General features: G+C 67.5%; 24 protein-coding genes. 13 read left to right on the top strand and 11 right to left on the bottom strand.

What is annotated here, in order from left to right:
* The first annotated feature begins 110 nt into the window (after positions 1-110).
* From OG817_RS13370 to OG817_RS13360, 3 genes are all read left to right on the top strand, one after another.
* The gene (locus tag OG817_RS13370) at positions 111-782 is read left to right on the top strand and encodes an FAD-dependent monooxygenase (protein ID WP_406054574.1); all 672 of its coding nucleotides are present in this window, start codon (positions 111-113) and stop codon (positions 780-782) included.
* 529 nt (positions 783-1,311) lie between these two features.
* Positions 1,312-1,893: a GerMN domain-containing protein gene (locus OG817_RS13365; protein WP_406054572.1), complete on the top strand. Its 582-nt coding sequence runs from the start codon at positions 1,312-1,314 to the stop codon at positions 1,891-1,893.
* Positions 1,894-2,229: 336 nt separating this feature from the next.
* The gene (locus tag OG817_RS13360; RefSeq protein ID WP_406054570.1) at positions 2,230-2,712 is read left to right on the top strand and encodes a peroxiredoxin family protein; all 483 of its coding nucleotides are present in this window, start codon (positions 2,230-2,232) and stop codon (positions 2,710-2,712) included.
* A gap of 60 nt (positions 2,713-2,772) precedes the next feature.
* On the opposite strand, the gene OG817_RS13355 is transcribed toward OG817_RS13360, so the two are convergent.
* From OG817_RS13355 to OG817_RS13340, 4 genes are all read right to left on the bottom strand, one after another.
* Positions 2,773-3,084, bottom strand: coding sequence for a hypothetical protein (locus OG817_RS13355; RefSeq protein WP_406054568.1), 312 nt, complete (start codon positions 3,082-3,084; stop codon positions 2,773-2,775).
* Between the two features lie 34 nt (positions 3,085-3,118).
* The gene (locus tag OG817_RS13350; RefSeq protein ID WP_406054566.1) at positions 3,119-4,195 is read right to left on the bottom strand and encodes an ABC transporter ATP-binding protein; all 1,077 of its coding nucleotides are present in this window, start codon (positions 4,193-4,195) and stop codon (positions 3,119-3,121) included.
* Between the two features lie 32 nt (positions 4,196-4,227).
* On the bottom strand, positions 4,228-5,673 hold the full coding sequence (locus OG817_RS13345) for a dihydrolipoyl dehydrogenase family protein (protein ID WP_406054564.1): 1,446 nt from the start codon (positions 5,671-5,673) through the stop codon (positions 4,228-4,230).
* A 93-nt stretch (positions 5,674-5,766) separates the two neighbouring features.
* Positions 5,767-8,517, bottom strand: coding sequence for an ATP-binding protein (locus tag OG817_RS13340; protein WP_406054563.1), 2,751 nt, complete (start codon positions 8,515-8,517; stop codon positions 5,767-5,769).
* Between the two features lie 157 nt (positions 8,518-8,674).
* Between OG817_RS13340 and OG817_RS13335 the strand changes: the two genes are divergently transcribed.
* Positions 8,675-11,437: an AAA family ATPase gene (locus OG817_RS13335; RefSeq protein WP_406054561.1), complete on the top strand. Its 2,763-nt coding sequence runs from the start codon at positions 8,675-8,677 to the stop codon at positions 11,435-11,437.
* Here the strand turns inward: OG817_RS13335 and OG817_RS13330 are convergent.
* From OG817_RS13330 to OG817_RS13305, 6 genes are all read right to left on the bottom strand, one after another.
* Complete coding sequence (locus OG817_RS13330; RefSeq protein WP_406054558.1) at positions 11,434-11,667, bottom strand: DUF6510 family protein; 234 nt, start codon at positions 11,665-11,667, stop codon at positions 11,434-11,436. The genes OG817_RS13335 and OG817_RS13330 overlap by 4 nt on opposite strands.
* Complete coding sequence (locus tag OG817_RS13325; protein WP_406054556.1) at positions 11,664-12,419, bottom strand: ferredoxin reductase; 756 nt, start codon at positions 12,417-12,419, stop codon at positions 11,664-11,666. Before OG817_RS13325 ends, OG817_RS13330 begins: the two co-directional genes overlap by 4 nt.
* Entirely contained in the window at positions 12,389-12,988 is a 600-nt protein-coding gene (locus tag OG817_RS13320) for a sulfite oxidase-like oxidoreductase (protein ID WP_406054554.1), read from the bottom strand. Before OG817_RS13320 ends, OG817_RS13325 begins: the two co-directional genes overlap by 31 nt.
* A 234-nt stretch (positions 12,989-13,222) precedes the next feature.
* Positions 13,223-14,821 (bottom strand): ABC transporter permease, encoded by a 1,599-nt coding sequence (locus tag OG817_RS13315; RefSeq protein ID WP_406054552.1) that lies wholly within the window; start codon positions 14,819-14,821, stop codon positions 13,223-13,225.
* Positions 14,818-15,720: an ATP-binding cassette domain-containing protein gene (locus OG817_RS13310; RefSeq protein ID WP_406054550.1), complete on the bottom strand. Its 903-nt coding sequence runs from the start codon at positions 15,718-15,720 to the stop codon at positions 14,818-14,820. The genes OG817_RS13315 and OG817_RS13310 overlap by 4 nt, the downstream gene beginning before the upstream one ends.
* An 87-nt stretch (positions 15,721-15,807) precedes the next feature.
* The gene (locus OG817_RS13305) at positions 15,808-16,488 is read right to left on the bottom strand and encodes a TetR family transcriptional regulator (protein WP_406054548.1); all 681 of its coding nucleotides are present in this window, start codon (positions 16,486-16,488) and stop codon (positions 15,808-15,810) included.
* A 354-nt stretch (positions 16,489-16,842) separates the two neighbouring features.
* Here OG817_RS13305 and OG817_RS13300 point away from each other — a divergent pair, with 354 nt between their 5' ends.
* The 5 genes from OG817_RS13300 (at position 16,843) to OG817_RS13280 (ending at position 21,229) form a co-directional block, all read left to right on the top strand.
* Entirely contained in the window at positions 16,843-17,274 is a 432-nt protein-coding gene (locus OG817_RS13300; RefSeq protein WP_406054545.1) for a CBS domain-containing protein, read from the top strand.
* Between the two features lie 22 nt (positions 17,275-17,296).
* Positions 17,297-18,586 (top strand): SLC13 family permease, encoded by a 1,290-nt coding sequence (locus tag OG817_RS13295; RefSeq protein WP_406054543.1) that lies wholly within the window; start codon positions 17,297-17,299, stop codon positions 18,584-18,586.
* Between the two features lie 289 nt (positions 18,587-18,875).
* Positions 18,876-19,664: an alpha/beta fold hydrolase gene (locus OG817_RS13290; protein WP_406054541.1), complete on the top strand. Its 789-nt coding sequence runs from the start codon at positions 18,876-18,878 to the stop codon at positions 19,662-19,664.
* Positions 19,665-19,981: 317 nt separating this feature from the next.
* A complete protein-coding gene (locus tag OG817_RS13285; protein ID WP_406054539.1) occupies positions 19,982-20,188 on the top strand; it encodes a response regulator in 207 nt (68 codons plus the stop codon).
* Positions 20,189-20,638: 450 nt separating this feature from the next.
* Positions 20,639-21,229, top strand: coding sequence for an HAD family hydrolase (locus OG817_RS13280; RefSeq protein ID WP_406054537.1), 591 nt, complete (start codon positions 20,639-20,641; stop codon positions 21,227-21,229).
* Positions 21,230-21,317: 88 nt separating this feature from the next.
* Here the strand turns inward: OG817_RS13280 and OG817_RS13275 are convergent, their stop codons facing one another.
* The gene (locus OG817_RS13275) at positions 21,318-22,406 is read right to left on the bottom strand and encodes an IS630 family transposase (protein ID WP_406048691.1); all 1,089 of its coding nucleotides are present in this window, start codon (positions 22,404-22,406) and stop codon (positions 21,318-21,320) included.
* Between the two features lie 182 nt (positions 22,407-22,588).
* Between OG817_RS13275 and OG817_RS13270 the strand changes: the two genes are divergently transcribed.
* From OG817_RS13270 to OG817_RS13255, 4 genes are all read left to right on the top strand, one after another.
* Positions 22,589-22,921 (top strand): Lsr2 family protein, encoded by a 333-nt coding sequence (locus tag OG817_RS13270; protein ID WP_406054534.1) that lies wholly within the window; start codon positions 22,589-22,591, stop codon positions 22,919-22,921.
* 223 nt (positions 22,922-23,144) lie between these two features.
* Positions 23,145-23,861, top strand: a complete 717-nt coding sequence (locus OG817_RS13265) for a BTAD domain-containing putative transcriptional regulator (protein WP_406054532.1) — start codon at positions 23,145-23,147, stop codon at positions 23,859-23,861.
* 269 nt (positions 23,862-24,130) lie between these two features.
* A complete protein-coding gene (locus OG817_RS13260) occupies positions 24,131-24,529 on the top strand; it encodes a hypothetical protein (protein WP_406054530.1) in 399 nt (132 codons plus the stop codon).
* A 144-nt stretch (positions 24,530-24,673) separates the two neighbouring features.
* Positions 24,674-25,426, top strand: coding sequence for a hypothetical protein (locus tag OG817_RS13255; RefSeq protein ID WP_406054528.1), 753 nt, complete (start codon positions 24,674-24,676; stop codon positions 25,424-25,426).
* The last annotated feature ends 55 nt before the right edge of the window (positions 25,427-25,481 follow it).

Raw genomic sequence — 25,481 nt, 5'->3', positions numbered from 1 at the left:
ACCGCACCTCGACGTGCACGCCGGGAAACAATCCCCCAAGCCGAACTAGTCGACCGGCCGACCAGATCGCAGGTGGCGTCTCAAGCGTCATGTCGATCGGTAGCTGACTGGTGACCGGTGGGCGGAGCGCAAGCATCGACCTATCTCTGGACGATGACCTGCACTCCGAACAGATCCAGCGGTGCATTCATGACATCGAAGTGCCGCTGGACGTCCGGATCAGCGGGGGCGCTGGCGCTGATGTTCGGCCTCGCCATGCCGTAGGTCGCCGTATTGCCACCCACGACGGCGACCAGCGCGACGGCGACCTATACCTGAAGACCTGTGACAAGCGCGCCAAGCTGCCACCCCGGCTCGCCGGCCTGGTCCTGCAGCAACTGGACCAGGCGCGCGGAACGCAGCCACAGGGTGCTGGCTGCCGACAGCCTTGGCGCCGGGCGTGCCGTCGGCGGTGTCCGGCAGGTACGAAGCCTCGGCGTACCCGTTGCTATCGTCAGCCACGCCGACCGCCCAGTGCACGTGTGACGGGCGGAGCCAGCCGCGTGTATAGCCCCTGCGTCCCTCGACAAGCCGCACTCGGGTTTCGCCGCGAGCCGATACAGCACGACCGTCTCTTCCTGGCTGGAGATGCCGCCCACATCGTTGCCCCGACCGGCGCGAAGGGCCTCAACCTCGCGATCCACGACGTACACGCGCTAGCCGAAGCGTTGGCCTCGTGGTACGTCGGCGGAAACCGGATGAGCCTCGACTCCTTCTCCGTCGACTGCCTGCGGCGGGTCTGACGCATACAACACTTCTCCTGGTGGATGACCTCGATCCTGCACCGATTCCCAGGAGACGATCCGTTCCAGCAGCAGTTGCAACACTCCAGTACGTCGTCAGCTCCCCTGCCGCCGCGACGTCCGTCGCGGAGAACTACGTCGGCCTACCGTGGACATCAGACCGGACCTGGTGCCGGTGAGACCTGGCTGCCTGCCGTGCTCGCGCTGATCATGATCGTTGCTGCCAGCAACCGTTCCATGAGTCGCCCGGTGTGAAGCTTCCTTGACGCGGCCTTTGAGACTTCTTGACATTCGGAACGGTGGCGGGCGCGGCGGTAGAACCGGCCTGCGCTGTCATCTAACGTCGTCGACAGGTCCGGCGACAGCTCGCATGGAGTTGGGCCGAGTGGATGCGGCGACGGCCGTTGAGGGGCGACCGCCGCCGGCATCCCATCACGCGCAATCGTCCCGGCGCTGGCGCACAGCACCGTCGCTCTCGGCCGGCGCCTGGTGCCGGTTCCCGCGGCCGGACTACCGGAGGCCCGCAGATATGACTTCCAGATGCCGGCTCGCACTGGTGTTGTTGCTGGCCCTCGCCGGATGCGGCGTCCCGATGCAATCGACGCCGGTCCCGATCGAGCCTGGGCGCATCCCGACCGTACTCAGCAGTCCTGACCACCCCTCGACACCCGGCACCGCAATACCGGGAAGGCCGGCAGTTCAGGTCAACTTCGTCCGCGACGACCGGCTGGTCAAGGTCCTCCGCGATGCACCGACGACTACTCTGACCGACCGGCTGAACACCGTGATCGAAGCATTGCAGACCGGACCCAGCACCGGCGAGCAAGCCAACGGCATCACCTCCGCCCTGGAGGCCGAGCTCCGACTTACTGTCGTGGAGATCCAACGAAATCGCGTCGTCGTGGAGCTGTCAGGAGACTCCGAAGGGCGCTCGGCGACCGAGAACGTCCTGGCAGTCGGACAGATCGTCTTGTCCATCACAGCCCTGCCGTCCATCGACCAGGTGAGCTTCTCCCGCGACGGCACACCGGTCGAGGCACTACAAGCGGACGGCGCTCTCACCACCGAACCGCTGACCGCGCGAGACTACGCGACACTCCGCTCAGGCTGAACACGCTGAGGAATTCTCACCGAACACAACCAGCAGAACGAAGCCGGCACCGACCTCGGCCTGATCGCGAACGGCCCGGACTCGCAGCAGGGCTCGTCTTCCGGTAAGGCCTCGTCGAGGTCACAGGCGCCGACCTGATGGACGACGGCGTATACGTCCTGGCCGATCAGAGCGCCGCCGATGGCGGGTCGAGGCCGGTCGCCTGCTGGCGTCCGGGGGTCGGGCCGGGGGGTGTCCTGGGGTTCCTGCCGGACGCGCCCACAGGTCGATGAGCGGAAGACTCCAAGCCGGGCTGCTGACGCGGCGACGAACAACGACAAGGAGAACCCCTCGCTCATGTCTCTACTGCAACCAGGCGATCGCTTTCCCGACCTGACGTTCACGGTTCCCGGCGGTGAGAAGGTCGCCGTACCCGAGGCGTTTGCCGGCCGTTTCGGCGTGATGCTGTTCTACCGCGGGTCATGGTGTCCGTACTGCAACGCGCAACTGCGGGCGTTCCAGCGTGCGAGCAGCACTCTGGAAGACATCGGGGTCGGCGTGGCGGCCCTCTCGGTCGACGACGAAGCCACCACCACCGAGCTGATCACCAAGCACAAGCTGACCTTTCCGGTGGGCTTCGGCGCCGATGCGGGCACAGTGGCCGAGCTCACCGGAGCCTTCGTGAATCCGGACCCGGTGTACCTGCAGTCCACCGGCTTCGTCCTCGATCCCGAGGGCAAGGTGGTCGTGAGCGTCTACTCCAGCGGAGCGATCGGCCGCCTCGTCCCCGAGGATGTCGTCGGCCTCGTCCGTTACCTCCGCGAGCACGCCGACGACTGACCGGCTAAGCCGCAACGGCCTGTTCAGGACACACCATCCCGAACAGGCCGTTGCGGCTTCCTAGCGCTGGATCTGCTGCACGGTGAATCCCAGCCTTCCGAGCACCTTGACTGCTCCGGCCTTGCCGCCCTCGAAATCGGCCGAGGCCAAGCGCCGACCGGTCGCGAACTCGTAGGCGGTACCAAGAACCGCCTTCGGTGGGTACGCTCGCTCCTCCCAGACCAGCTCGTACGTCGTCGTGGGGGCGAAGCCGTGCCGGGAGAAGAAGCCGTCCGGACCGAGCCGGTCGTACTCCTCGATCGCCTGCACCACTTCGTCCCGGGTCACCCGATCCCAGTCGATCGTCGGTCGACGGCCGGAGCTGTCATTCATGAAGTCATTCCTTTCCGTTGCCCCGCGCATCAAGTCAGGCGTTGAGCCGCTCCTCGGTGGAGGACGAGAAGAGGTGCAGCTTCTCCGGGTCCGGAGCCAGGGGAATCAGGCTGCCCTTCTCGGCGTTCTGCCGGGTGCTGATCCGGGCGATGATCTGCTGGTTCCCGGTGTGCTCCGCGGTACCGTACAGGAACGCGTCGGACCCGAGCTCCTCGACCACCGCGACCGTCACCGGCAGCCCCTCGTCGGCGAAGTGGAGCGCCTCCGGCCGGACGCCGATGGTCAGCGTCTTGTCGTCGCCGGCCTTGGCCAGCAGGGCGCGGTCGATCGGCACCAGGTAGTCGCCGATCAGCGCACCGCCGTCGGCGATCTTGGCCTCGATCAGGTTCATCGCCGGCGATCCCATGAAGCCGGCCACGAACTTGTTCCGCGGCTTGTCGTACAGGTTCAGCGGGGTGTCGACCTGCTGCAGTACGCCGTCCTTCAGTACGGCGACCCGGTCGCCCATGGTCATGGCCTCGACCTGGTCGTGGGTGACATACACCGTGGTGACGCCGAGGCGGTGCTGGAGCTCGGCGATCTGCGTGCGGGTCTGGACCCGGAGCTTGGCGTCGAGGTTCGACAGCGGCTCGTCCATCAGGAAGACCTGCGGGTCACGCACGATCGCGCGGCCCATCGCCACGCGCTGACGCTGACCACCGGACAGCGCCTTCGGCTTGCGGTCGAGGTACTCCTCCAGGCCGAGCAGTTTGGCCGCCTCGGCGACGCGCTTGGCCCGCTCGTCCTTGTGCAGGCCCTGCATCTTCAGGGCGAAGCCCATGTTGTCGGCGACCGACATATGGGGGTACAGCGCGTAGTTCTGGAACACCATCGCGATGTCGCGCTCTTTCGGCGGGCTGTTGGTGACGTCGCGATCGCCGATGTAGATGGATCCCTCGTTGACCTCTTCGAGCCCGGCCAGCATCCGCAGTGCGGTCGACTTCCCCGATCCGGATGGTCCGACCAGCACCATGAACTCCCCGTCCTCGATGTCGAGGTCGAGCTTGTCCACGGCAGCGATGTCGGTGCCCGGGTAGACCCGGGTGGCTCCCTTGAACGAGACAGTTGCCATATCGCGCTACCTCCACAGTCGATCGGGCGGGTTCAGCCTCGGTAGGCCTCGAGGAGTCGCAACCAGACCTCGCTGATCGTCGGGAAGGACGGCACGGCGTGCCAGAGACGATCGATCGGGACCTGACCGGCTACCGCGACGGTGGCCGAATGCAGCAGTTCGGTGACACCCGGACCGACGAACGTGACACCGAGAAGGGTCCGGGTGTCCTCGTCGACGACCATCCGGGCGCGGCCGCGGTAACCGTCGGCGTACAGCTTGGCGCCGACGACGACGTCACCGATCTCGACGTCGACCACTTGGGTACGGAATCCCTCTGTCACGGCTCGCTGAGCGGTTCGGCCGACAGCCGCTGCCTCGGGCGTGGTGAAGACGACCTGCGGTACGGCGGAGGAATCGGCGCTCGTCACATGTGATCCCCACGCGGCGGTGTCGAGGGGGCGGCCGGCGGCCTGGTCGACGATCGTCTGGCCCGCGATCCGGGCCTGGTACTTGCCCTGATGCGTCAGCAAGGCGCGATGGTTGACGTCCCCGACCGCGTACAACCAGCCGTCTTCCACGCCACGGACCCGACAGGTGTCGTCGACGTCGAGCCACGTCCCGGACGACAACCCGACCGTCTCCAGACCGATGTCGCCGGTGAGCGGGATCCGTCCGATCGCGAACAGTACCTCGTCGGATTCGACCTTCTCACCGTCGTCCAGCATGAGCGTGACCGGTCCTGCGGTGTCCGGGCGCCGTAGGGACTCCAGGATCGACGCGGTACGAACCGTGACCCCCTCGCCGGACAGGCCGTCGGCCACCAGCTCACCGACGAATGGTTCCATCTGCGTCAGCAGCCGGTGTTCGCGAGCGATCAGGGTCACTGTCGAGCCGAGCCCGTTCCATGCGGTCGCCATCTCGACGCCGACAGGTCCGCCGCCGACGATCGCCAGCCGGTTCGGGACCACGCTGCTGTCGGTCGCCCGCCGGTTCGTCCAGGGCCGCGCCTCGGTGATGCCGGCCAGGTCCGGCGCGGCAGCCAGGCTGCCGGTGCAGATGGCGACCGCTTGACGTGCGGTGAGCATCACCACGCGGTCGTCGGCGGTCGTCACGGCGACCCGACGCGGGCCGTCGAGGCGACCGTGGCCGCGGACCAGGGTGGCACCGATGCTCTCGACCCATTTCGCCTGACCGCTGTCGTCCCAGTCGGTCACGTAGCGGTCTCGTCGCCCGAACACCCCTTTGGGGTCGATCGACCCGGTGACCGCCTCCCGGGCACCGTCGACACTGCGAGTCTCCGCGATCGCGACAACCGGGCGCAGCATCGCCTTGCTCGGGATGCACGCCCAGTACGAGCACTCGCCGCCGACGAGCTCGCGCTCTACGACCGCGACGCTCAATCCGCCGGCGCGCGCCCGATCGGCAAGAGTCTGGCCGATCGGACCGGCACCGATCACGACGACGTCGAACTCTTGTGTCTGCACCTGACTACTCATGGCTGCACTCTGCGGCCCCACCGTCGGCGGCCGCGTCCGTGAGAGTCCCCGGTCTGCGACCTTGGGGAACCCCCGGGGTACGGGCGTCCCCGATCAGCCGCCGCCCGGAATCGGTAGCTGTTGACTGCGCAGCTGACGGCGCGACGTCAGCTGTAGCTTGGCGAAGACCTTGCTGAGGTGCCACTCGACCGTGCGTGGACTCAGGAACAGGCGAGCGGCGATCTCGGCGTTGGACAGTCCGTCGGCGACAAGCCTGGCGATCTGGGCTTCCTGGGCGGTCAGCACGTCCGGCGACTCCGCGCGAGCCGGCCGCACGGACTCACCCGCCGCGCGGAGTTCGGCCGCGGCGCGATCGGCGAACGCCCGCATCCCCATCTGGTCGAACAACTCGTGCGCGGTCCGCAGCTGGTCTCGTGCTTCGGTGATGCGGCTCCCCCGGCGCAACCACTCGCCGTACACCAGGTGACAGCGCGCGAGCTCGCCGCGGATGCGGGTCGTCGAGATCAGCTCGATCGCACGACGGTAGTGGATCTCGGCCTCGTCCTTCGGTGCGATCAGGGCGTGGCACCTGGACTCGACCGCGAGACCCCACGACGTACGCGTGGCCTGGGTGGTCTCGGTGAGCCGCTTGCATGCTGTCAAGGCCTCCTCGTGATGACCGAGCCGCACCGCGGCCTCCACCAACTCGGCCAGCACGGCCCAGGGCTCCACGCCCATCACCGCTGGTCGTTGCGCCGCGCCGGTTGCCGCCTTGTACGCCTCCTCGTAGCGACCGTGGCTGTTGTCCAGTACGGCTGCCGCCACGCCGGTGATGACCAGCCCGAAGCTCTCCCCACGCTGGGCCGCCTCCACCTCCGCGCGAACGATCAAGGTGCGCGCCTGCTGGTCCCTCCCCTGCCACGCGGCGAGTAGCAAGGCGCCGTACGGAGCCATCGGCAGCCCGGTCACCTCGTTGACCGCATCGAGCTCGGACAACAGGTCGGATGCCTGGTCGAGCTCGCCGCTGAGCACATGCGCTCCGATCCGGACGCTCAGCGCCAGCGGCAGCGTGGCCATCGCACCGAGGGCACGAGCTAGCTCGAGATGGCGCTGATTGTCGAGGGTCTGCTCGTTCCACAGGTTGCCGGCCGTGATGTGAGCGAGCCAGAACCAATGCAGCGAGTCGGCGGTCAGTTCGGCGTCCCGGAAGGCCGCCAGCGCCTCCGTCAACAGCGGGACCGCTGCCGTGTAGCCATCCGTGAAGCGCACCGCCAGCCCGTCGAGGAGGAGATCGGCGGGCGTTTCCGGGGCGGTCGGCCGGACTGCCGCCCGAGCCGCCTCGGCGGCATCCCGCAGACAACCGGAGGCGGCGAAGTCACCTGCGAACATCGCCGCGAGGAGCGCATCCAGGTAGGTCCCCCGCGCCCGCGGTACGTCGATCTCCTCGAGCTGCTGCGCCGCCCGCAGCAACAGCGGCGGCGCATCGCTGCCCCGGTTGACCGTGAACGCGATCTGGGCGCGCAGCAGATCGATCTGCGCTCTGCCGCCGTCGTCAAGGCGGCCCGCTTCGGCAATTGCCAGCAACCGCTGCGCGTCCTCGGCCTGTCCGGCTTGGTGATACGCCCGCGCCGCCGCGATCGCTCGCTCGGTACGACGCTGCGGGTCCGCAGTGAGCTCGACCGCGCGAGCCATGAAAGCGGCAGCGGCGGCCAGGCCGCCACGCGCCTGTGCGCGTCCCGCCGACTGTTCCAGCTCAGCCGCGACGCCTTCGTCCGGCCCGAGCACCGACTGCGCCCGATGCCAGGCCCGGCGATCCGGGTCGGTCTCCGGATCGGTCGCGGCCGCGAGCGCTCCATGTGCCTCGCGGAGCTCCTCCGGCGAGGCGGAGCCGTACACCGCCGACCGGACCAGGGGGTGCCGGAACTGGATCCGGGTGCCGAACCGGACCAGGCCGGACGCCTCGACAGGTGCCGCAGCGGGGAGGCCAAGGCCCAGGGACTCCGCCGCGCGCCAGGTCAGGACCGGGTCACCGAGAGGTTCGGCTGCCGCCACCACGAGCAGCCGGCGCGATGCGACCGGCAGCTCGTTCACCACCCGCGCATAGGTGTCTTCGACCGACGCCGGCACGACCCCGGGTCGCGGTAGGCCGAATCCACTGGCCAGCTGCGCGGGCGTCACCCCGCGGGGTACCTCGATCAGAGCCAGCGGGATGCCGCGTGCCTCGGCCACGATCCGGTCGATCACCCGGGGATCGGCCGGGCCGGACAGCACGGTCTGGAGCAGCGCGCGAGCATCCTGGTCGCCCAGGCCCCTCAAGACCAACTCCGGGATGCCCTCGAAATCGTTGGCGTCAGCTGTGTCGCGTGCCGCGAACACCACTGCGATCCGTTCGGCGACCATCCGGCGGGCGGCGAAGGTCAAGGCCTGCAAGGACGCCGTGTCGAACCACTGGGCATCGTCGATCACGCAGACGACCGGTTGCCGGGTCGCAGCCTCGGCTAGCAGACTCAAGGTCGCGAGCCCGATCAGGAATCGGTCCGGCGGTTCGCCGGAACGCAGACCGAACGCGGTGGCCAGCGCGTTGCGCTGCGGCTCGGGAAGTACGTCCAGCCGATCGAGTAGGGGCGCGCAGATCTGATGGAGGCCGGCGAAGGCCAGCTCCTTCTCGGCCTCCACCCCGGCAACCCGGGCTACCCGGCAGTCCACCGCCCGCTCGACCAGGTAGTCGAGCAGAGCGGTCTTGCCCACTCCGGCCTCGCCGCACAGAACCAGGCTGCGACTCTGACCTGCGCGAACAGCGTCGAGGAGTCCGTCCAGCTGCCGGCTCTCGTCGCGCCGATCCTGTAACACGGTCAACGCCGCCATCCGCCTAGCGTCCGGTGATCACCCTGCGCCCGGGGTTATCGGGCCACACGCGGATTCTATGTCCAGCGCTCGTCCGAGCTCCTGGCGCACCAGTCCCGGGGTCACACCCGTGCAAATCCCGGGGGTGGCCCGGGCCGTCTGGCCGCAGGTTGGATCAGTGCCCCCTGACGAACGATCATCGACAACGCAGGCTGCGTCCCGACCGACGCTGCCAGGACGGACCGACGCGGTCGCCAGGCTCGAGAACGTGATCGGCCGGGCCCGATCGGGCGTCTCCGGTGTGACGGTGGTGCGCGGCGACGCGGGTTTGGGCAAGTCCACACTCCTGGGCATCGCCGCCCGCGCAGCGCAGGACCTGATCGTCGTTCGATGCCGAGGCATCGAGTCCGAACAGTCGATGCCGTACGCCGGCCTCCATCTCCTCTGCTCCACTGTCCGCACCGACCTGACGGAGCTCAGCGGACCACAAGCCGCGGCGATGGCGAAGGCCTTCGGCCGGGCGGAGGGCGACGCCGACCCGTTCCTCGTCGGCCTCGCCACGGTGTCTGTGCTGACTGCGGCAGCCCGGCACCGGCCGGCACTCTGGTTGATCGACGATGCCCAGTGGCTCGACGACCAGAGCGCGGCCGCCCTCGCGTTCGTCCTTCGGCGTCTGGACGGGAGCCCCGTGTCCGCAGTGGTGTCGACCCGGTCCACCGGCGACGATCAGTTCGCCGAGTTCCCGGATCTTCACCTGACCGGCCTGACCGACACCGACGCCCGGTCCTTGCTGCGAACCGCGTCGTTCGGCCGGATCGACGACATCGTTCTCGAACGCATCGTCGCGGAGTCGCGCGGAAATCCGCGGACCCTGCTCCACGTCGCAGCGGAGGTCACCTCGGCCACGTTCGCGGCCGGATACGGGCTCGCACCGAACCCGATCCTCTCCCCCGAGAGGTTGCGTGCACTGACCGCACGGATGGCCGGGCTCGACCCCGACCAACGGCTCCTGCTGGTTCTGGCAGCGGCTGATTCCACTGGCGACCCGGCACTGCTGTGGCGCGCGTCCGAAATCCTCGGAATCGATCGGCGTCTCGCCTCCGCTGCGGAGAACCAGGGCCTGCTGCGGCTGGGGACGCACGTTCTGTTCCCGGAGCCGGCCGAGCGTACGGCGGTCTACCGGTCGGCGACGGCCGGGGAGCGGGCCGACGTCCACAGGGCATTGGCCGACGCGACCGGCACACCCGATCGCCGTACCTGGCACCTGGCCTGCGCGTCGGCGGAGCCGAACGACGCACTCGCGCTCGAGCTCGAACTCCAGGCGGCCGGCGTCGGGAGCCGGTTGGGCCAGGCGGGAGCCGCGGCATTCCTCGAGCGCTCGGCATTGCTGACGTCCGAGGGGCAACTCCGCGCCGAGCGCGCGCTGGCTGCCGCCGACGCACGGTTCGAGGCGGGTTCCGCGGCTGACTGCGCGCAGATGCTGATCACCGCCGCCCTGGGCCAGCTGGACGAGCCTGGCCGCGCGCACCTCGATCATCACCGCGCACGACTCGCGTTCTCCGCCCGCCGAAACGGTCCGGCAGCAGAACAACTGCTGCAGACAGCCCAGGCGCTGCATCAGCTCGACGAGCCATCGGCCGGCGAGGGATTTCTGGAAGCGCTGGTCGCCGCGACCCACGCCGGACGGCTCGGTCCGGGCGTGGACGTGGTCGCCAACAAGCTGCCCGGGGACCGAGTCGTCGACGGACTGGTAGGGCACCTGCTGGAGGGTCTGACCGCGCGTTTCGCCAGTGGCTTCAGAGACGGCTGCCGGGTGTTGACTCCCCCGCCGGTCAGCACCACCGACCCCGAGCCGGCGGACCGCCGCTGGCGTTGGCTGCGCTCCTGGATCGCGGCGGACCTCTGGGACGACGCCGGCTGGGAGCGGCTGTCCACGCAGGCGGTCGGGAGCACACGCGAGACAGGCTCGCTCATGCGTCTGCCGTACGCCCTGAGCAGCGCCTGCCTAGCGCAACTCCACCTCGGCCACTTCGAGCAGGCTCAGCAGCTGGCTGAGGAGATCGCTGCGGTAGCGACGTCGACGCACGTCCCGTCGTACCCGTCCGGGGCTCTCCTGCTGGCGGGGTGGATCGGTGACGAGCAGGCCGCCGTCGTTTTGATGGACTCGGCCCGCCGCGACGCCCGGCACCGTGGCGAGGGGGCCGTCCTGTCCACCGTCGCTCTGTCGGCCGCGGTTCTGTACAACGGCCTCGGCCGCTATGACGCCGCCTTCGATGCGGCCCGCGACGCCGCGGCCCGCGACGAACTGGTGACCTTCGGCTGGGCTCTCGTCGAACTGATCGAGGCTGCGTCGCGCACCGGGAGACCTGACCTTGCGAGCGCCGCGTTCACCGAACTGGATGAACGAACCACAATCGCCGGCTCCGACTGGGCCCTCGGTATCCAGGCGCGCTCGCGCGCGCTCGTGACCGAGGGCCCGGATGCCGAGCCGCTCTATCAGGAGGCCATCGAGCGACTGTCGCGATCGGCCGTGCGCACGCACCTCGCCCGGAGCCAGCTGGTGTACGGCGAATGGCTCCGCAGACGGGGCCGCCGCCTCGACGCCCGCGGCCAGCTACGCGCGGCGTGGGAAAGCCTGGACGCGATGGGTGCCACGGCCTTCGCCGGACGCGCACACCGTGAGCACCTCGCGACCGGGGAGAAGGTTGCGAGCCTGGTCTCCGGCCACGGCCGCCGCCCCCTGACACCCCAGGAGACCCGCATCGCAGCGCTGGCTCGCGAGGGCCTCACGAATCCCGAGATCGGCGAACGGCTCTACCTCAGTCCACGCACGGTCGAGTACCACCTCCACAAGGTCTTCGAGAAGCTCAGTATCTCCTCACGACGAGACCTGATCCACGCGATCGGACAGCCACTCGATGCCGACGGCACCGATCCCTAGACGCCGGCCGCGTCGACGCAGTACATGCCGCGGCGCTCGGTGATCACCAGCAGTGCGGTGTAGCACGCTCTGCAGCGACCGACGATGCCCGGACCCCCGACGTACACGACCAGCTCGGCGAGCGGACCGGTGCGGCCGCAGTGCACACACGCGTAGCCCGCGACTGTCATGTCGCGGCCGAACAGGTCGTGCAGGACGCCCGCGATCGCGTTCCCGTCGACAGTCTTCACGATCGCACTCCTGTCCCGCCGAAGCGTTCGGTCCTGATCCGGCCCTGGTCGTAGCCCAGGGCAACCAAGCCCCCGGCAGCCGCCTCGACGAACGCGGTCGGCCCGCAGATGTAGGTCAGCGCCCGGTCATCGGCGGGCCAGGCGACCTCGGCCAGCAAGTCGTGGTCGATCCGACGGCGATACCCGCGCCAGGTACTCGACGGTTCGCGGGTCAGGGTCACCGCAATGTCGAACTGGTCGTACGCCGCGACTTCCATCAGCTCTTCGCGATAAATCAGCAGCTCCAGCGAGCGAGCCGAGCACAGCACTCGTACGGGCACCCGGCTACCGATCGCCCGGTGGTGGCGCAGCATCGATCGCAGTGGGACCAGACCCGAGCCGCCGGCCACCAGGAACAACGGACCGCCGAGATCGTCGGCCCAGACGAAGTAGCCGCCGATCGGGCCCCGCAACTCGAGCTCGTCACCCACCCGCAACTCGTCCACCAGATACGGCGACACCTCGCCGCCGTCAAGCCGCTCCACCGTGAGCATCAGGTGATCGTCCTCCGGTCCGGACGCGATCGAATAACTCCGCTGAGCCTGATAGCCATCAGGTGCCGTCAGCCGCACGTCCACGTGCTGACCCGCGCGATGCCCTGTCCAGCCGGGCACCGCCAGCGCGATCGTCTGGGCCCGGGGCGTCTCGTGGACCGTTTCCACGACCGCGCCCGTCTGCCACGTCAGTCGCCGCTGTAGCGCTGTTCTCTCCACGGGTCTCCGTAGTTGTGATAGCCGAACATCTCCCAGAAACCGGCCTCATCGACCGAACGCAACTGCAGCCCCCGCACCCACTTCGCGCTCTTCCAGAAGTACAGGTGCGGAACCAGCAGCCTGGCCGGACCGCCGTGCTCAGGATCGAGCGGCAGGCCGTCGTACTCGTCGACCACCCAAGCCCGTCCGCCACGCAGGTCCTCGAGCGGGAGGTTCGTGGTGTAGCCGCCGTCGGCGAACGCCATGGCGTACGGCGCCTCGGTAGGCACCCCATCCAGCAGCGTGTCGAGCGAGACTCCGGACCACGTCGTACCGAGCTTCGTCCACTTCGTCACACAGTGGATGTCCACGGTGAAGGTCTCCCGTGGCAGCGAACGAAACTCCGCCCACGACCACGACACCGGCGTCTCCACCGCACCACGGATCGTGAACTGCCACGAATCCAGAGGCGTCCGCGGCGTCGGACCCGCCGACAACACCGGAAAATCGTTCGTCACATACTGACCCGGCGGCACCCTCGACGCATCGCCCGTGACCCGCCGGCCATGGAACCCTCGCGTGACAGCCATCAGACCTTGTCACCCAACTGGCACATCTCCTCGTGTCGCGATCGGGCGCGGACACTCACTCCCTTGTCCCTGGCATCCAAACCCGATCCGACCACGCCCCACCCGTCACGCGCCCCAGGGACCTCACCAGTCCAACCCCGGGTCTCCGACCACCGAACGCCGACCAGTGGCTGCCCGGTACGCCGGGACCGGCGCCAGAGGGTGTCGCAGAGGCGGCCGGGATCGGAGGTCGGTTCAGGGGAGGTCGAGGTCGCGTCTGCGGAAGGTCGTGGTTCCGGCGGCGGTCAGGACGGCGGCGATGATGGTGAGGAGGATGAGGGGTACGGCTTCGATGCTCGACAACGGCATGGCGGTGGTGTGACCGAAGGGTGACAGGTTCGCGAAGGCGTCGGGCAGGTCCAGTAGGGCACCGAAGAAGCCGAAGACGAACGCGTAGGCGACGACGAACCACGCCCAGGTGGACGCGCCCGGGCGTAGTCCGAAGAGGGCAGCTGCGACCGCGATGACGACCAGGACTGCCGGGAGGAAGGCGAGCGTTGCCACGATCACCTCGATGACGACGCTGCTGTCTGCGGCACCCGTGACCGCGCCGATCCCGACGCCGAGTCCGCTGACGAGCAGCAGCACGGCCGAGGCGAGGGCGGTGAACCCGAGCCACGAGGTGATCCAGCGTCTACGGCTGATCGCGGTGGCCAGCGCGGCTTCCGAGTGACCGGAGCGTTCTTCGGACTTCAACCGCAGGACAGAGCTGACAGCGAAGGCCGCGATCATCAAGGCGAAGAACAGCGCCATCACTGCGAAGAATCCATCGATCGGATCCTGGCCGCTGGCGCGGAACACCTCGCCGAGGTCCGGGTTCTCGACTACCACCTCGGACACGGAGTCGGTCAGCGAACCGCTGGCCAGGGCGAACACGAACAGGCCGATCCCCCACCCAATCACGCTCACCCGCTGCTGCCGGAAAGCCAAGCCGAACGGTGTCGACAAGTACGGCGCGGCATCCGCCCTGCCCAGCCGCGCGGGCAGCAGGCCGGCACCGACGTCGCGTCGCCCGGACAGCGCGTAGGCCATGACAACGGCGACCACCACAACCGCGATCGGCAACAACAGCGGCCACCAGCGGAGCTCGACGAACGGTCGCGCCTGTTGGGTCCAGGCCAGCGGCGACAACCAGGACACGACGGTTCCACCGCGTTGCGACGCGTCCCCGACTGCCCGGAGCAGGATCGCTGCACCGACCACCACCATCGCCAGGCTCGAGGCCGACCTGGCGTGCTCGGTCAGCTGGGCAGTCACAGTCGCGACGCCGGCGAACGCCAATCCAGTCAGACCCAGTCCCAGGCCGACCGCGAACGAGTCCGTTGCCGCGAGGTCACCGCTCATCATCGCCAGCGCGGTCAGAAGCGCGACTCCTGCATTCGCGATGACTGCCACGATCAGCGCCGCCAGCGGAGCCGCGTGGCGGCCGACGACGGCCGACCGGATCAACTCGGCCCGTCCGGTCTCCTCTTCGGCGCGGGTATGCCGCACGACGAGAAAGATGCTCATCATGGCGGTCGGTACGGCGAGCCACAGCACCATCTCGTTGGTGATCATCGCGCCGAGCGTGTAATCGTCCAAGCCGTATCCAGGCCCGGACATCATGGTCGCCGCGGGCGAATCCATCAGCCGCGCCCGGACCTGGCGCTGCTCCGGCGTCGAATAGACAGTCGGCAGCGCACTGACGGCGTACAACATGCCGAGCCCGATCGCACCGACCCAGATCGGCAACTTCACCCGGTCCCGGCGCAACGCGAACCGGACCAGCGCAGGAGTCGCAGTGAAGTTCGTCATGACCCCGCCCCCACGAGGTCGTCGCCGTACTCGCGCAGGAACAACTGCTCCAACGACGGCGGAGCACTGGTCAGACTGCGTACACCGAGCCCGCCGAGCGCCTGCACTATCGACGCCAGCTCGTCATGATCGACATCGAACGTGACGACACCGTCCTCGGCCCGCAGATCGTGTACGCCGGGAGTCGCCGCCAGTCGGTCCGGATCGCCGTCGAGTGACGCGGTGATCGTCGTACGAGTCAAGTGCCGCAGATCAGCCAGCGTTCCGGACTGCACCGCACGACCGGCACGGATGATCGTCACCGTGTCGCACAGCTTCTCCACCTCGGCCAGGATGTGGCTGGACAGCAATACCGAACGCCCATCCGCCTTCGCCTCGGCGATGCATGCCTGAAACACGGTCTCCATCAGTGGATCGAGACCCGACGTCGGCTCGTCCAGCACCAACAGCTCGACGTCCGCGGCCAGGGCCGCGACCAGCGCAACCTTCTGCCGGTTGCCCTTGCTGTACGTCCGTCCCTTCTTCGTCGGGTCGAGCTCGAAACGCTCCAACAGCTCAGCCTTGCGCGTCTTCGAGGCACCGCCACGCAACCGCGACAGCAGGTCGATCGCCTCGCCTCCGGTCAGGTTCGGCCACAGGCTCACATCACCGGGTACGTACGCAAGCCGCCGATGCAGCGCGACCGCGTCGTACCAAGGGTGCAGACCGAGCACGTCGACGTACCCGGAATCGGCGCCCAGCAGACCGAGGACGATCCGGATGGTGGTGGACTTGCCGGCCCCGTTCGGGCCGAGGAACCCGGCCACCTGACCAGCCTCCACCTTCAGATCGAGACCGTCGAGCGCCTTCACCTGACCAAAGGACTTGTGCAATTGCTGAATCGTCAGGGCAGCAGTCATCGCTGAACCTCTTCGCAGTGAAATCCGGGATCATCCCGGCGTGATGTCGTCTGACAGGAGCGCCACCCACGGCGGCGCGTGATCGGCCTACGGCTTCGCGTCGCCGGACGGCGGATCGCACACATACATCAGGTAGTCGTCGAGCATCTTGCGGTCGACGAACAACCCCTCGGAGAACAACTCCAGCGCCGGCAATGTGATCTCGTCGGAGATCTGGCGCAACTCCTTGCGGAAGTCGTCGATCTCCCGGAATCCCGGGTGCAGCGAGATCCACAACAGCAACGAGCCCATCGCCTGCATCGCCAGGTAACGCGCCCGCGCGGCCGGATCGCGGCTCGGCCTGATCAGGCCACTCTCCACACCGGCCTCGAGATACTCCTGCGCATCACGGCACATCTGCTCCATGAACTCGGCCGCCAGCTCACCACCGGCCTGCAGACTCCGCAGCGAGTACAGCGCCATCGGCGCGTATTCCTCGACCTCCGCCAACTGCGCGATCGCCGCCGCCGGCCCACCCGTGGTCGCCTTCAACTTCTCCGACCGGATCACGCCCAGCACGTGTCTGTCGCAGGCCTTCCGGAGACCATCCTTCGACCCGAAATGGTGCACCACCAGCCCCGCCGTCACCCCGGCGTCGGCCGCCACCGCGCGCAAACCGACCGAGAATCCGTCCCGCCCGTACCGCAGGATCGCCGCGTCCCGAATCCGCTCGGCCGTCACCTGCCCAGCGCCTTGGCCCGAGCCCGCGGAGTTCACGGTTGAACGCACGTTCAAAGCCTAAACGCCCGTTCAATCGGTGCGCAAGCCCTCACCGCACATGTGCTCGACCGACACCGGCAACTGAGGGGGCCGTCGGGCCATCCAACGGTTGCCCAGGGCAAGAGACGCGTCACCGCGATCGCCGGGTTCGGTTGCGCCCGGGCTACCTGATGGGAGAAGGTTGGGCCTGGAGCGCCGGGAAGTCTGGTCGGCAGCACCCGTCCCCAGCCGGGGTGCGGGTCGGTAGACGACCCCTCGGAGGCGGCGTGGCGCTCGCAGGACCGAACGATCGCGGTGACGGCCCGGCGACGCTGAGTTCCGCCCTTGGATGGGGCGTATCGTGCAGATGTGCACGGAGAGCAGATGGCGGAAGAGTTCCCGGTGGTCGGCCTGGATTCGTCCGCGCGCGACGCCGTGGAGTTGCTGGCCTCGCGGCGGCTGCCCGGATTGATCGTCGTGGACTCCAAGAACGAGCCCTACACGGTGCTGCCTGCGTCCCAGGTGGTCCGGTTCCTCGTCCCGAGTTACGTCCAGGACGACCCGTCGCTGGCCCGGGTGATCGACGAGCCACTGGCCGACCAGGTCGCGGACAAGTTGGCCAACGTGACCGTCCGTCAGCTGTTGCCGTCGGAGCCGGCCGAGTTGCCGGTCGTGAACCACGACGACACCGTGATCGAGGTGGCCGCGATCATGGCCCGGCTGCGGTGCCCGTTGGTCGCGGTGATGAAGGACAAGGACATCGTGGGCGCGATCACTGCGTCGCGATTGCTGGAACTGGTGGTCGCGCCGCACTGAGCGTCGTACGGCGGGTGGTCAGATGACAGTGATCGCCGTCGCCGTGTTCGTCGTCGCGTACGTACTGATCGCGACCGAGTGGACGCACAAACTGCTGGCCGCGCTGGGCGGAGCAGCGGTCCTGTTCGCCCTCGGCGTCACCGACACCGACCACGCCTTCTACTCCCATGACACCGGAGTCGACTGGAACGTCATCTTCCTGCTCCTCGGGATGATGATCATCGTCGGCGTACTCCGCCGAACCGGCGTGTTCGAGTACATCGCCATCTGGGCGGCCAAGCGGGCCAAGGGATCACCGTTACGGGTGATGATCCTGCTGACGCTGATCACCGCCGTCGCCTCGGCGTTCCTCGACAACGTGACCACAGTCCTGCTGATCGCACCGGTCACACTGCTGGTCTGCGACCGCCTCGGGATCAACCCGGTGCCGTTCCTGATCGCCGAGGTGATGGCCTCGAACATCGGCGGTGCCGCCACGCTCATCGGTGACCCGCCCAACATCATCATCGCCAGCCGCTCCGGCCTCACCTTCAACGACTTCCTCATCCACATGACGCCCTTGGTCGTCATCCAGCTGATCGTGTTCACCCTGGTCCTCCCCCGCCTGTTCAAGGGCTCCTTCGCCGTCGACCCGGACAAGGTCCAGAACGTCCTGCGGCTGAACGAACGCGAGGCGATCCAGGACACCAGGCTGCTGCTCAAGTGCGGCGTGGTACTGCTCGCCGTCTTCGCCGGTTTCATCGGGCACGCCCTGTTCCACATCGAGCCGGCCGTAGTCGCCCTCCTCGGCGCCGGGCTACTCGTCCTCATCTCCAAGGTGCCGACCAAGGACTACATGAGCAGCGTCGAATGGCAGACACTGCTCTTCTTTGCCGGCCTCTTCGTCATGGTCGGAGCGCTGGTCAAGACCGGCGTCATCGGCGACCTCGCCGACCGGGTCGGCGACGCGACCGGCGGCAGACCGCTGCTCGCCGTCATGCTGATCCTGGTGGTGTCCGCGATCCTGTCCGGCATCGTCGACAACATCCCGTACGTCGCGACCATGAGCCCGGTCGTCCTCGAACTCACCAAGGGCGTCAGCGACCCTGCCCACGCCCACGCGCTGTGGTGGGCGCTGGCCGCCGGCGCGGACTTCGGCGGCAACGCCACCGCGGTCGGAGCCAGCGCGAACGTGGTCGTCATCGGCATCGCCCTACGGGCCGGGAACCCGATCAGCTTCTGGGAATTCACCCGCAAGGGCGTCGTGATGACCGCAATCACCATCCTCGTCGCAGCTCCGTACCTGTGGCTGAGGTACTTCGTCCTGACCTGACCCGGCTGCTACAGCAGCCGGACTTTGTGACCTGATGGGCCGGATGAGGGGTCGGTTCGCGTGTGTGGAGCCGCGGCGGCGGTCTCGTGATCTGATCCAGCAGATCTGCACCAAGATCGGCGTGTCCGGCACTGCGGCGGCTGCGCTGTTCGTGGCGGTGCACCGATCTGCTTGCGAACAAGGATGGGTAGGTCTACCGATGCGGGCCTAGGCGCCGCCGCGGGAGCGTGGCAGCACTGGACGAAGGGTGGTTGCCATGACACGCACGGAGGAACTTACAAGCGCGCGAGTGGTGTCCCGCGACGGCACCGAGATCGCCTACTGGACGAGCGGCGACGGGCCTCCGCTCGTGCTGGTGCACGGCACGACGGCCGACCACACTCGCTGGACGCCCGTGTTGAAGTACCTGGAGCCGAACGTCACGGTGCACACCATGGACCGCCGCGGCCGAGGTGGCAGCGGCGACGCGGCCGAGTACGACGTGGTGCGCGAGTTCGAGGACGTCGCCGCCGTGGTGGACGCCGTGGCCGATACCTCCGGCTCGGCGGTCGACCTGCTCGGCCACTCCTTCGGCGGGTTCTGCGCGTTCGGCGCGGCGACACTGACCTCGAACATTCGCAAGCTGGTGCTGTACGAGGGTTGGCCCGCCCCGGCCCCCGAGGTGCTGGCCATCGCACCGGAGCTTCAGGAGCGGATGGACGCGTTGCTGGCCGACGGCGAGCCCGAGCGCGCGCTGGAGGTGTTCTTCCGCGAGATCGTGCGAATGCCCGACCACGAGTTCGAGCGGTATCGCGCCCTGCCCGCCTGGCAGGCGCGCATCGCCGCGGCGCATACGATCACCCGTGAGGACTGGGGGCGTGCCGAGCGAACCTTCGATCCCGAGGAGGCGAAGAAGATCACGTTGCCGGTGTTGCTCATGGTCGGCGGCGACAGCCCGCCCGCGATGCAGGCCGACTACGAGACCGTCGCCGCCGCCCTTCCGGATGCGCGGGTCACCGTCATGGACGGCCAGCAGCACATCGCGATCGACCTGATTCCGGAGGAGTTCGCGGGGCGCGTGCTCACGTTCCTGCGCTGAGACACCGACGACGTCAGCGCAGCGAGGTCAATCCGTCGACCAGTTCAGCGTCCGACTGCGTCACGATCGCCCCCTGCGGAAGAGGGCTGTGGGCCGAATCGGTCATCGAGGATCATTCGCGCCGGCTCCGAGGGTGGTGATACCACTGTGGTGGTTCGAGTTTGAGATCACAGCCGCGCCCAGTTGACGATCCGATGACGACCTCCGTTGTACCGCGCGGGCGCCGCGTTACCGGTCAGCGGTTCTTTACGACCGGATGACGTGGCCGTCGCCGGGATCACGACGCGGCGCCGACTTGCGAAGATCGGACGACGCCAATGCAGGTCCTGGTCGTCGAGGACGATGACCGAATCCGTGCCGTACTGCGCCTGGCGCTCGAGGACGAGGGCCACCAGGTGATCGACGCAGCGGACACGCCCATCGTCGTCGAGCTGGGCCGAGCGGCCCTGCCCGACCTGATGATGGTGGATCTCATGCTGGGCGAGGTCGACGGTACACCTGCATCGGTGAGGTACGACGCATGAGCGATATCCCGATCGTGATCGTCAACTGCACGGTCCGACGGGCACGACATCGTCGCGGGGCTCGGTCCAGGCGCCGACGACTACGTCACCAAGCCGTTCCGGATCAAGGAGATCACCGCCAGACTCCGAGCACCCCGCCGCCGGCTCCGCACCAGCGCGGAAGCCACCGAGCCCGACACCGTCCTGGACGCCGATCCAGCCCACCACCTCGTGCTCTCCAGCGCACGCGGAACCGACGTGCTCGACGGCAAGTCACGTTCTCGAGAGGCGGAGTCCCGATCGAGGCACTACTCGCCGACGGCGCACTGACGACCGACCCGTTGACGGCCGCCGACTACGCATCACTCCGCGCACCGTGACGGACTCACCAGCCGAGCCGGCTCGCGGCCTCCGCCACGACTGCCGGCTCATCTGCGGCGCCCGCGAACGCGAGCGGCTGTGCATCGCGAGATGGCTCTGGCCCTCGGTGTCGACCCGGACAAGTTCACGCAGGCATTCGACGACACGACCCAGGAACGGTTTCGAGGCGCCTACGGCGATCTGGCCACCACCCTGCGCGCGATGGCCCACCGCAGCGGAGGCGACCCCACCGACGACCAAGTTCGGCGCGCGGCCGAGCTGCGGCGAGAACTCGCCCGCAATCTCCTCGGCGCCGCCCCAGCCGCGACGCTGCAGACGCTGACTGAGCTGAGCGCGGCCGGCTGGTGCACCGGGCTGGTCAGCAACATCACCGCAGAAACCAGGCATCAATGGTCCGAGAGCACCCTCGCGCGTCACCTCGACGCGGCCGCTTTCTCCTGCGAGGTCGGCGCAGCCAAGCCCGAACCGGCGATCTACCTGGCCGCCTGCAGCGCCCTCGGCATCGTGCCTTCGGAGTGCGTCTACGTCGCCGACGGAAGCGACAACGAGCTACGCGGAGCCGCCGATCTCGGCATGCACGTCATCCGCACGACCGAACATTCCGACAGCGACCCGGACTGGCCCGGTCCATCCATCTGCTCGTTCTCCGAGCTTCCAGCCCTCATCGGAGCGCCGGCCTAGACGCCGCCCAACAGGTCAGTCGTCGTGCAAGATGGCTGGGACCTGCCCAGCAGTCACAGAGGACCGGAGCCGCAGAGCTAGTGCCTCGTCAAGCAACGTTGGGGAGGTAATCGGGGCGGCGGATCTTGGAGTCGGTGGCGAAGTGTCGTTTGGGTTGGGCGTGTTTGTTGTGCCAGCGGACGTAGCCGGCGATCGCGGTTTCCTGGGCGGTGTGGCTGGGGTAGTCGCTGCCGTCGAGGGTGAAGTAGCGCAGGGCGGTGAACTCGCACTCGATCCAGTTCAGCCACGACGCGTTGCTCGGTGTCAGCACCACCTCGATGCCGGCTGTGCGGCACCAGTCGACGACCTCGGCCTTCTTGTGCGGTCCGTAGTTGTCACACACGACATACAGCTTCCCGGTCGGGAACCGGTCCCTGAGCTGCTTGAGGAACCCGAGGAACTCCCGCCACCGTTTGCGATCGCGGAACCGGTAAAACATCTGCCCAGTGGCCAGGTCCTGCGCAGCGAACATGTGCCGCACCCCGCCGTTACGGTTGTAGGTCGCGCGCAGCCGCGCTGCACGCCCGGCCGGGAACCATCCCCGGCCAGGCCGTGGCTGCAGGTTCAACGGGCCGAACTCGTCGGCACAGATCACCCGGCCATCGGCCGGTGGATGATCGTACAAGTCGAGAACACGCGCCATCTTCGCCGCGAAATCCGGATCCCGGCTGGCTTTCCAGGTCTTGGTCGCCTGCCACCGGATCCCGGCATCGCGCAGGATCTGACGGATCGACTCGGTGCTGATCCGGATGCTCTTGTGCTCGGCCAGGTACTCGACCAGCTTCGTCAAGCTCCACGTCGTGAACGGGCACCCCAGCCGCTGCGGTGGCGTCTTCGCGACCCGGCAGACCGTCTCTCGAACCGGGGGACCGAACCTACATGGCCGGCCCCCGCTCCATTTTGGGTCCAACGCCGCGAACCCCTGCTCGTTGAACGCGTGGATCACCTCCCGCGCATACTGCGGCTTCATCGCGAACATGCCCGCAGCCTCCACCGCGCTCCGGCCCTGCACCGACGCCAGCACAATCCCCGCCCGCCGCAACCGCACCCGATCCCTCGTGGTCCGCGTAATCTTCACCAGCCGCTGCGCTTCCTCGGGCTCCAGCGAGCGCACGAACACCTCAGGCTGTCGAGCCATCACCACCTCCGACCACAAGCCTCCAGACCCACCACCGAACCGGTCAACCCGACACGGTTACAACCCCAACGTTTCTTGGGGCGGCACTAGCTTTCCTGGGCTGCTCGGCGGATGAGCCGCGTCCAGGTGTGGTGGCTGAACGATGCTGTCTACACCCGCAGCTACCGCCAGGAGGCGACCCCATGGTCCAGAGAGTGGAAGTACGGCTGACAGACGACCTCGATGGCAGCGACATCCCCAGCGGCAAAGGTGAGACCGTGTCGTTCGCGATCGACGGTACGGCGTACGAGATCGACCTGCGCACCAAGAACGCGGCAGCATTGCGCGCTGCCCTCGCGCCGTACGTCGAGGCGGGTCGGCCGGTCAAGAACAGGCGCGGCCGGCGCGTCACGCGCACCGCGATCGGTGCAGCCGCCCACACGGTGAAGGAATGGGCTCGTGCGAACGGCTACGAGGTCAATGACCGCGGACGAGTGCCGGCACACATCCGTGACGCGTTCGAGGCGGCGAACTAGAAAGTCCGCGCCGATGCAGAGTCCGCTAAGGACGGCCTGAACACGATTCGCTGAAGGTCGCAAAATCGAGACGCACGAGTCTGATGTTCGAGTGCGGGAAACGGCGATTGTTACTGCATGGTGAAGTCTGGTGACGCCATGCGATCGGGCGTAGTCTCCGAAAGCTCCCGAATGGCACCGGGAGGGGTGGGGGACCTTCATGGCACGCGGACGTGACCGCGAGGTGGCAGTTCAGGTGCTGGGTGGCTTTGAGGTTCGACGCGGGCTGAGACGGTTGAATCTTCGTCCGAGTGCGCGCCGATTGATTGCCTTGCTCGCGATTGAGGGCGCGATGGCACGTGGGGATGCGGCCGTCCGGCTGTTCGAGGATCAGCGGGTCGAGCGTGCCTACGCGAACTTGCGGACGATCATGTGGCGACTTCGTGATGATGCCGACGGGCTGGTGGTCGAGGAAGCAGACGGTCTGCGAGTCAATGCCAACTTCGTTGACTTCCAGGCGGCTCTCCGGTGGAGCTTGTCGATGGTGCAGCGCGAAGCACAGCCAGAGGTGCCCCCGCCGTTTATCGGGAGACAACTATTGCCAGGTTGGAGCGAGCCTTGGCTTATAGCGCCGCGTGAGAACCTCAATCTCCTGCAACTGCACGCGCTCGACGCCACTGCCGAGCGTCTAATGATGGTCGGACGGTTCGGAGAAGCGGTGGCCAATGCGCTCCTGGCAGTGAACATGGACGCACTTCGGGAAAGGTCCAACCGGCTGCTTATCGAGGTTCTGATCCGCGAGGGCAACGTAGCCGATGGCCTGCGCAACTATGAGACCTACCAGCGGCTCCTGGCCGATGAGGTGAATGCGAAACCAGGGATTGCGATCCAGACTCTGGTCGCCCCGCTGCTCGCAGCCGGATACGTCGTGCCGCCGCGGTCGCGGATCGGTCGTCGCTGACACACGCCTCGGAACCAACACCGTGTCACCTGCACCTTCAGCGGTTGGCCTGCAGCGGCTATGTGAGTCGGTCTTTCGGGTGAGGCTGAGGTGTGACGCCACTGCGACGGAAGTGCGGCTGCGGCGAGGCGGCATCGCTACCTCGTTGAGGCGGCATCGCCGACCTCGTCGAGACGAAGCGATGCGACTGCCGAGACGGCCCCCGGAAGACGATCGAGGTCGCGCGCCCGTTCTGGACACGCAAACCTCGAGTGTGAAGGGACGCAACAATGAGAGTTCGCACTTTGCTGGCAGGCGCCGTGGCTGTGGTAGCCCTCCTGATCGGAGTGGCCGGCCCAGCAAACGCCGCGCACAAGGATGGGTCGTGCAACTCAGGGGAGCTGTGCCTGTACTGGAGCACGACCTCCACCTCGTTCATCGACTTCTTGATCGGAGACAACGACCACCGGAACGACACCTTCACCTGTTGTTCCGACCGGCTGGGTTGGGGCCAGACCGTCGCCGACAACGTGGCGACGGCCTGGAACCGGGACAGTGACGCCTACGCGGTGGTCGCGTCGCTCCTGACGTGTGAGGGTGCCTTCGACGTGGTCGAACCTCTGGAGACGACCATCCTTGGAGATGCCGTTCGGAACAACAACTGGTCGAACTGCTGGGAACTCCCGTAGAGCATGATGGGACGTTCTCGAGCATCGCTTCGCTGCGCACGCCTCCTGGCGTGTGCAGCGATGATCGGCAGCAGCGTCGGCTGCGCCGCTCAGCACAATGAGCGACCTAGCGAGGCACCTCCTCCTCCGGCCTCGGTCACGGCAATGTCAGACACCAAACATCTGCAGCTGCCGCTCGACCGGTACATGTTTTCGCTGAAGGACTACCGTCTCCTGAGCGACGCTCGCGGAATCCTCCTCTACCGCTGCATGCAGCGCTTTGGCGTCAACTATCCAGCCCGCAGCTTCCAAGACGGCGGAATGGAAACGAGGAACCAACGCCGCTACGGCATCACTGATCCGGCACAAGCTCGCCGCTATGGCTACCGCCTACCCGGTACAACTAACGCCCGGGCTCCAATGCCCGCGCAGGACAACGCCCCGAAAGTTGCCGCTCTCCTGTCTGGTGAAGGAACGACGAGTGTCAACGGCAAGCGTGTCCCAGCGGGTGGCTGTGCGGGTGAGGCTCAGAGGGCTCTCACAGGAGGTCAGGTGGTGCCCGACATCGCCCAATCCATGGGGATGAAGAGCTGGGAGCAGTCCAGCGCCGACTATCGAGTCGAGCAGGTCTTCGCGCGCTGGTCAGATTGTATGAAGAGCGCCGGCTTCAGCTATCGAACCCCACTGGAGTCCAGCCGGGACCGCAACCTCGTCCGTGAGATGTCCCCGCTCCAGATCAGGACGGCGACGGCCGATGCGTCCTGCAAACAAAAACACAATGTGATCGGGACCTGGGCCGCCGTGGAGGCCGCATATCAGGAGGTGATGATCCAAAGAAACAAGGCAGCTCTCGAACTCTTACGACAGGCGAACTTGGCCCGGCTGCAGCGAGCGGCCACAGTTGTTACCGCTCGATAGACGGATACGGCTGCCGAATCGGCTCTTGGTGGGCGTCGTTATCGTGGTCGAACGG

It is taken from the genome of Kribbella sp. NBC_00889, from assembly GCF_045207705.1.
Taxonomy (GTDB): Bacteria; Actinomycetota; Actinomycetes; order Propionibacteriales; family Kribbellaceae; genus Kribbella.
The sequence above is the reverse complement of the archived record's forward strand: the minus strand, read 5'-3'. Positions and strand labels throughout refer to the sequence as shown.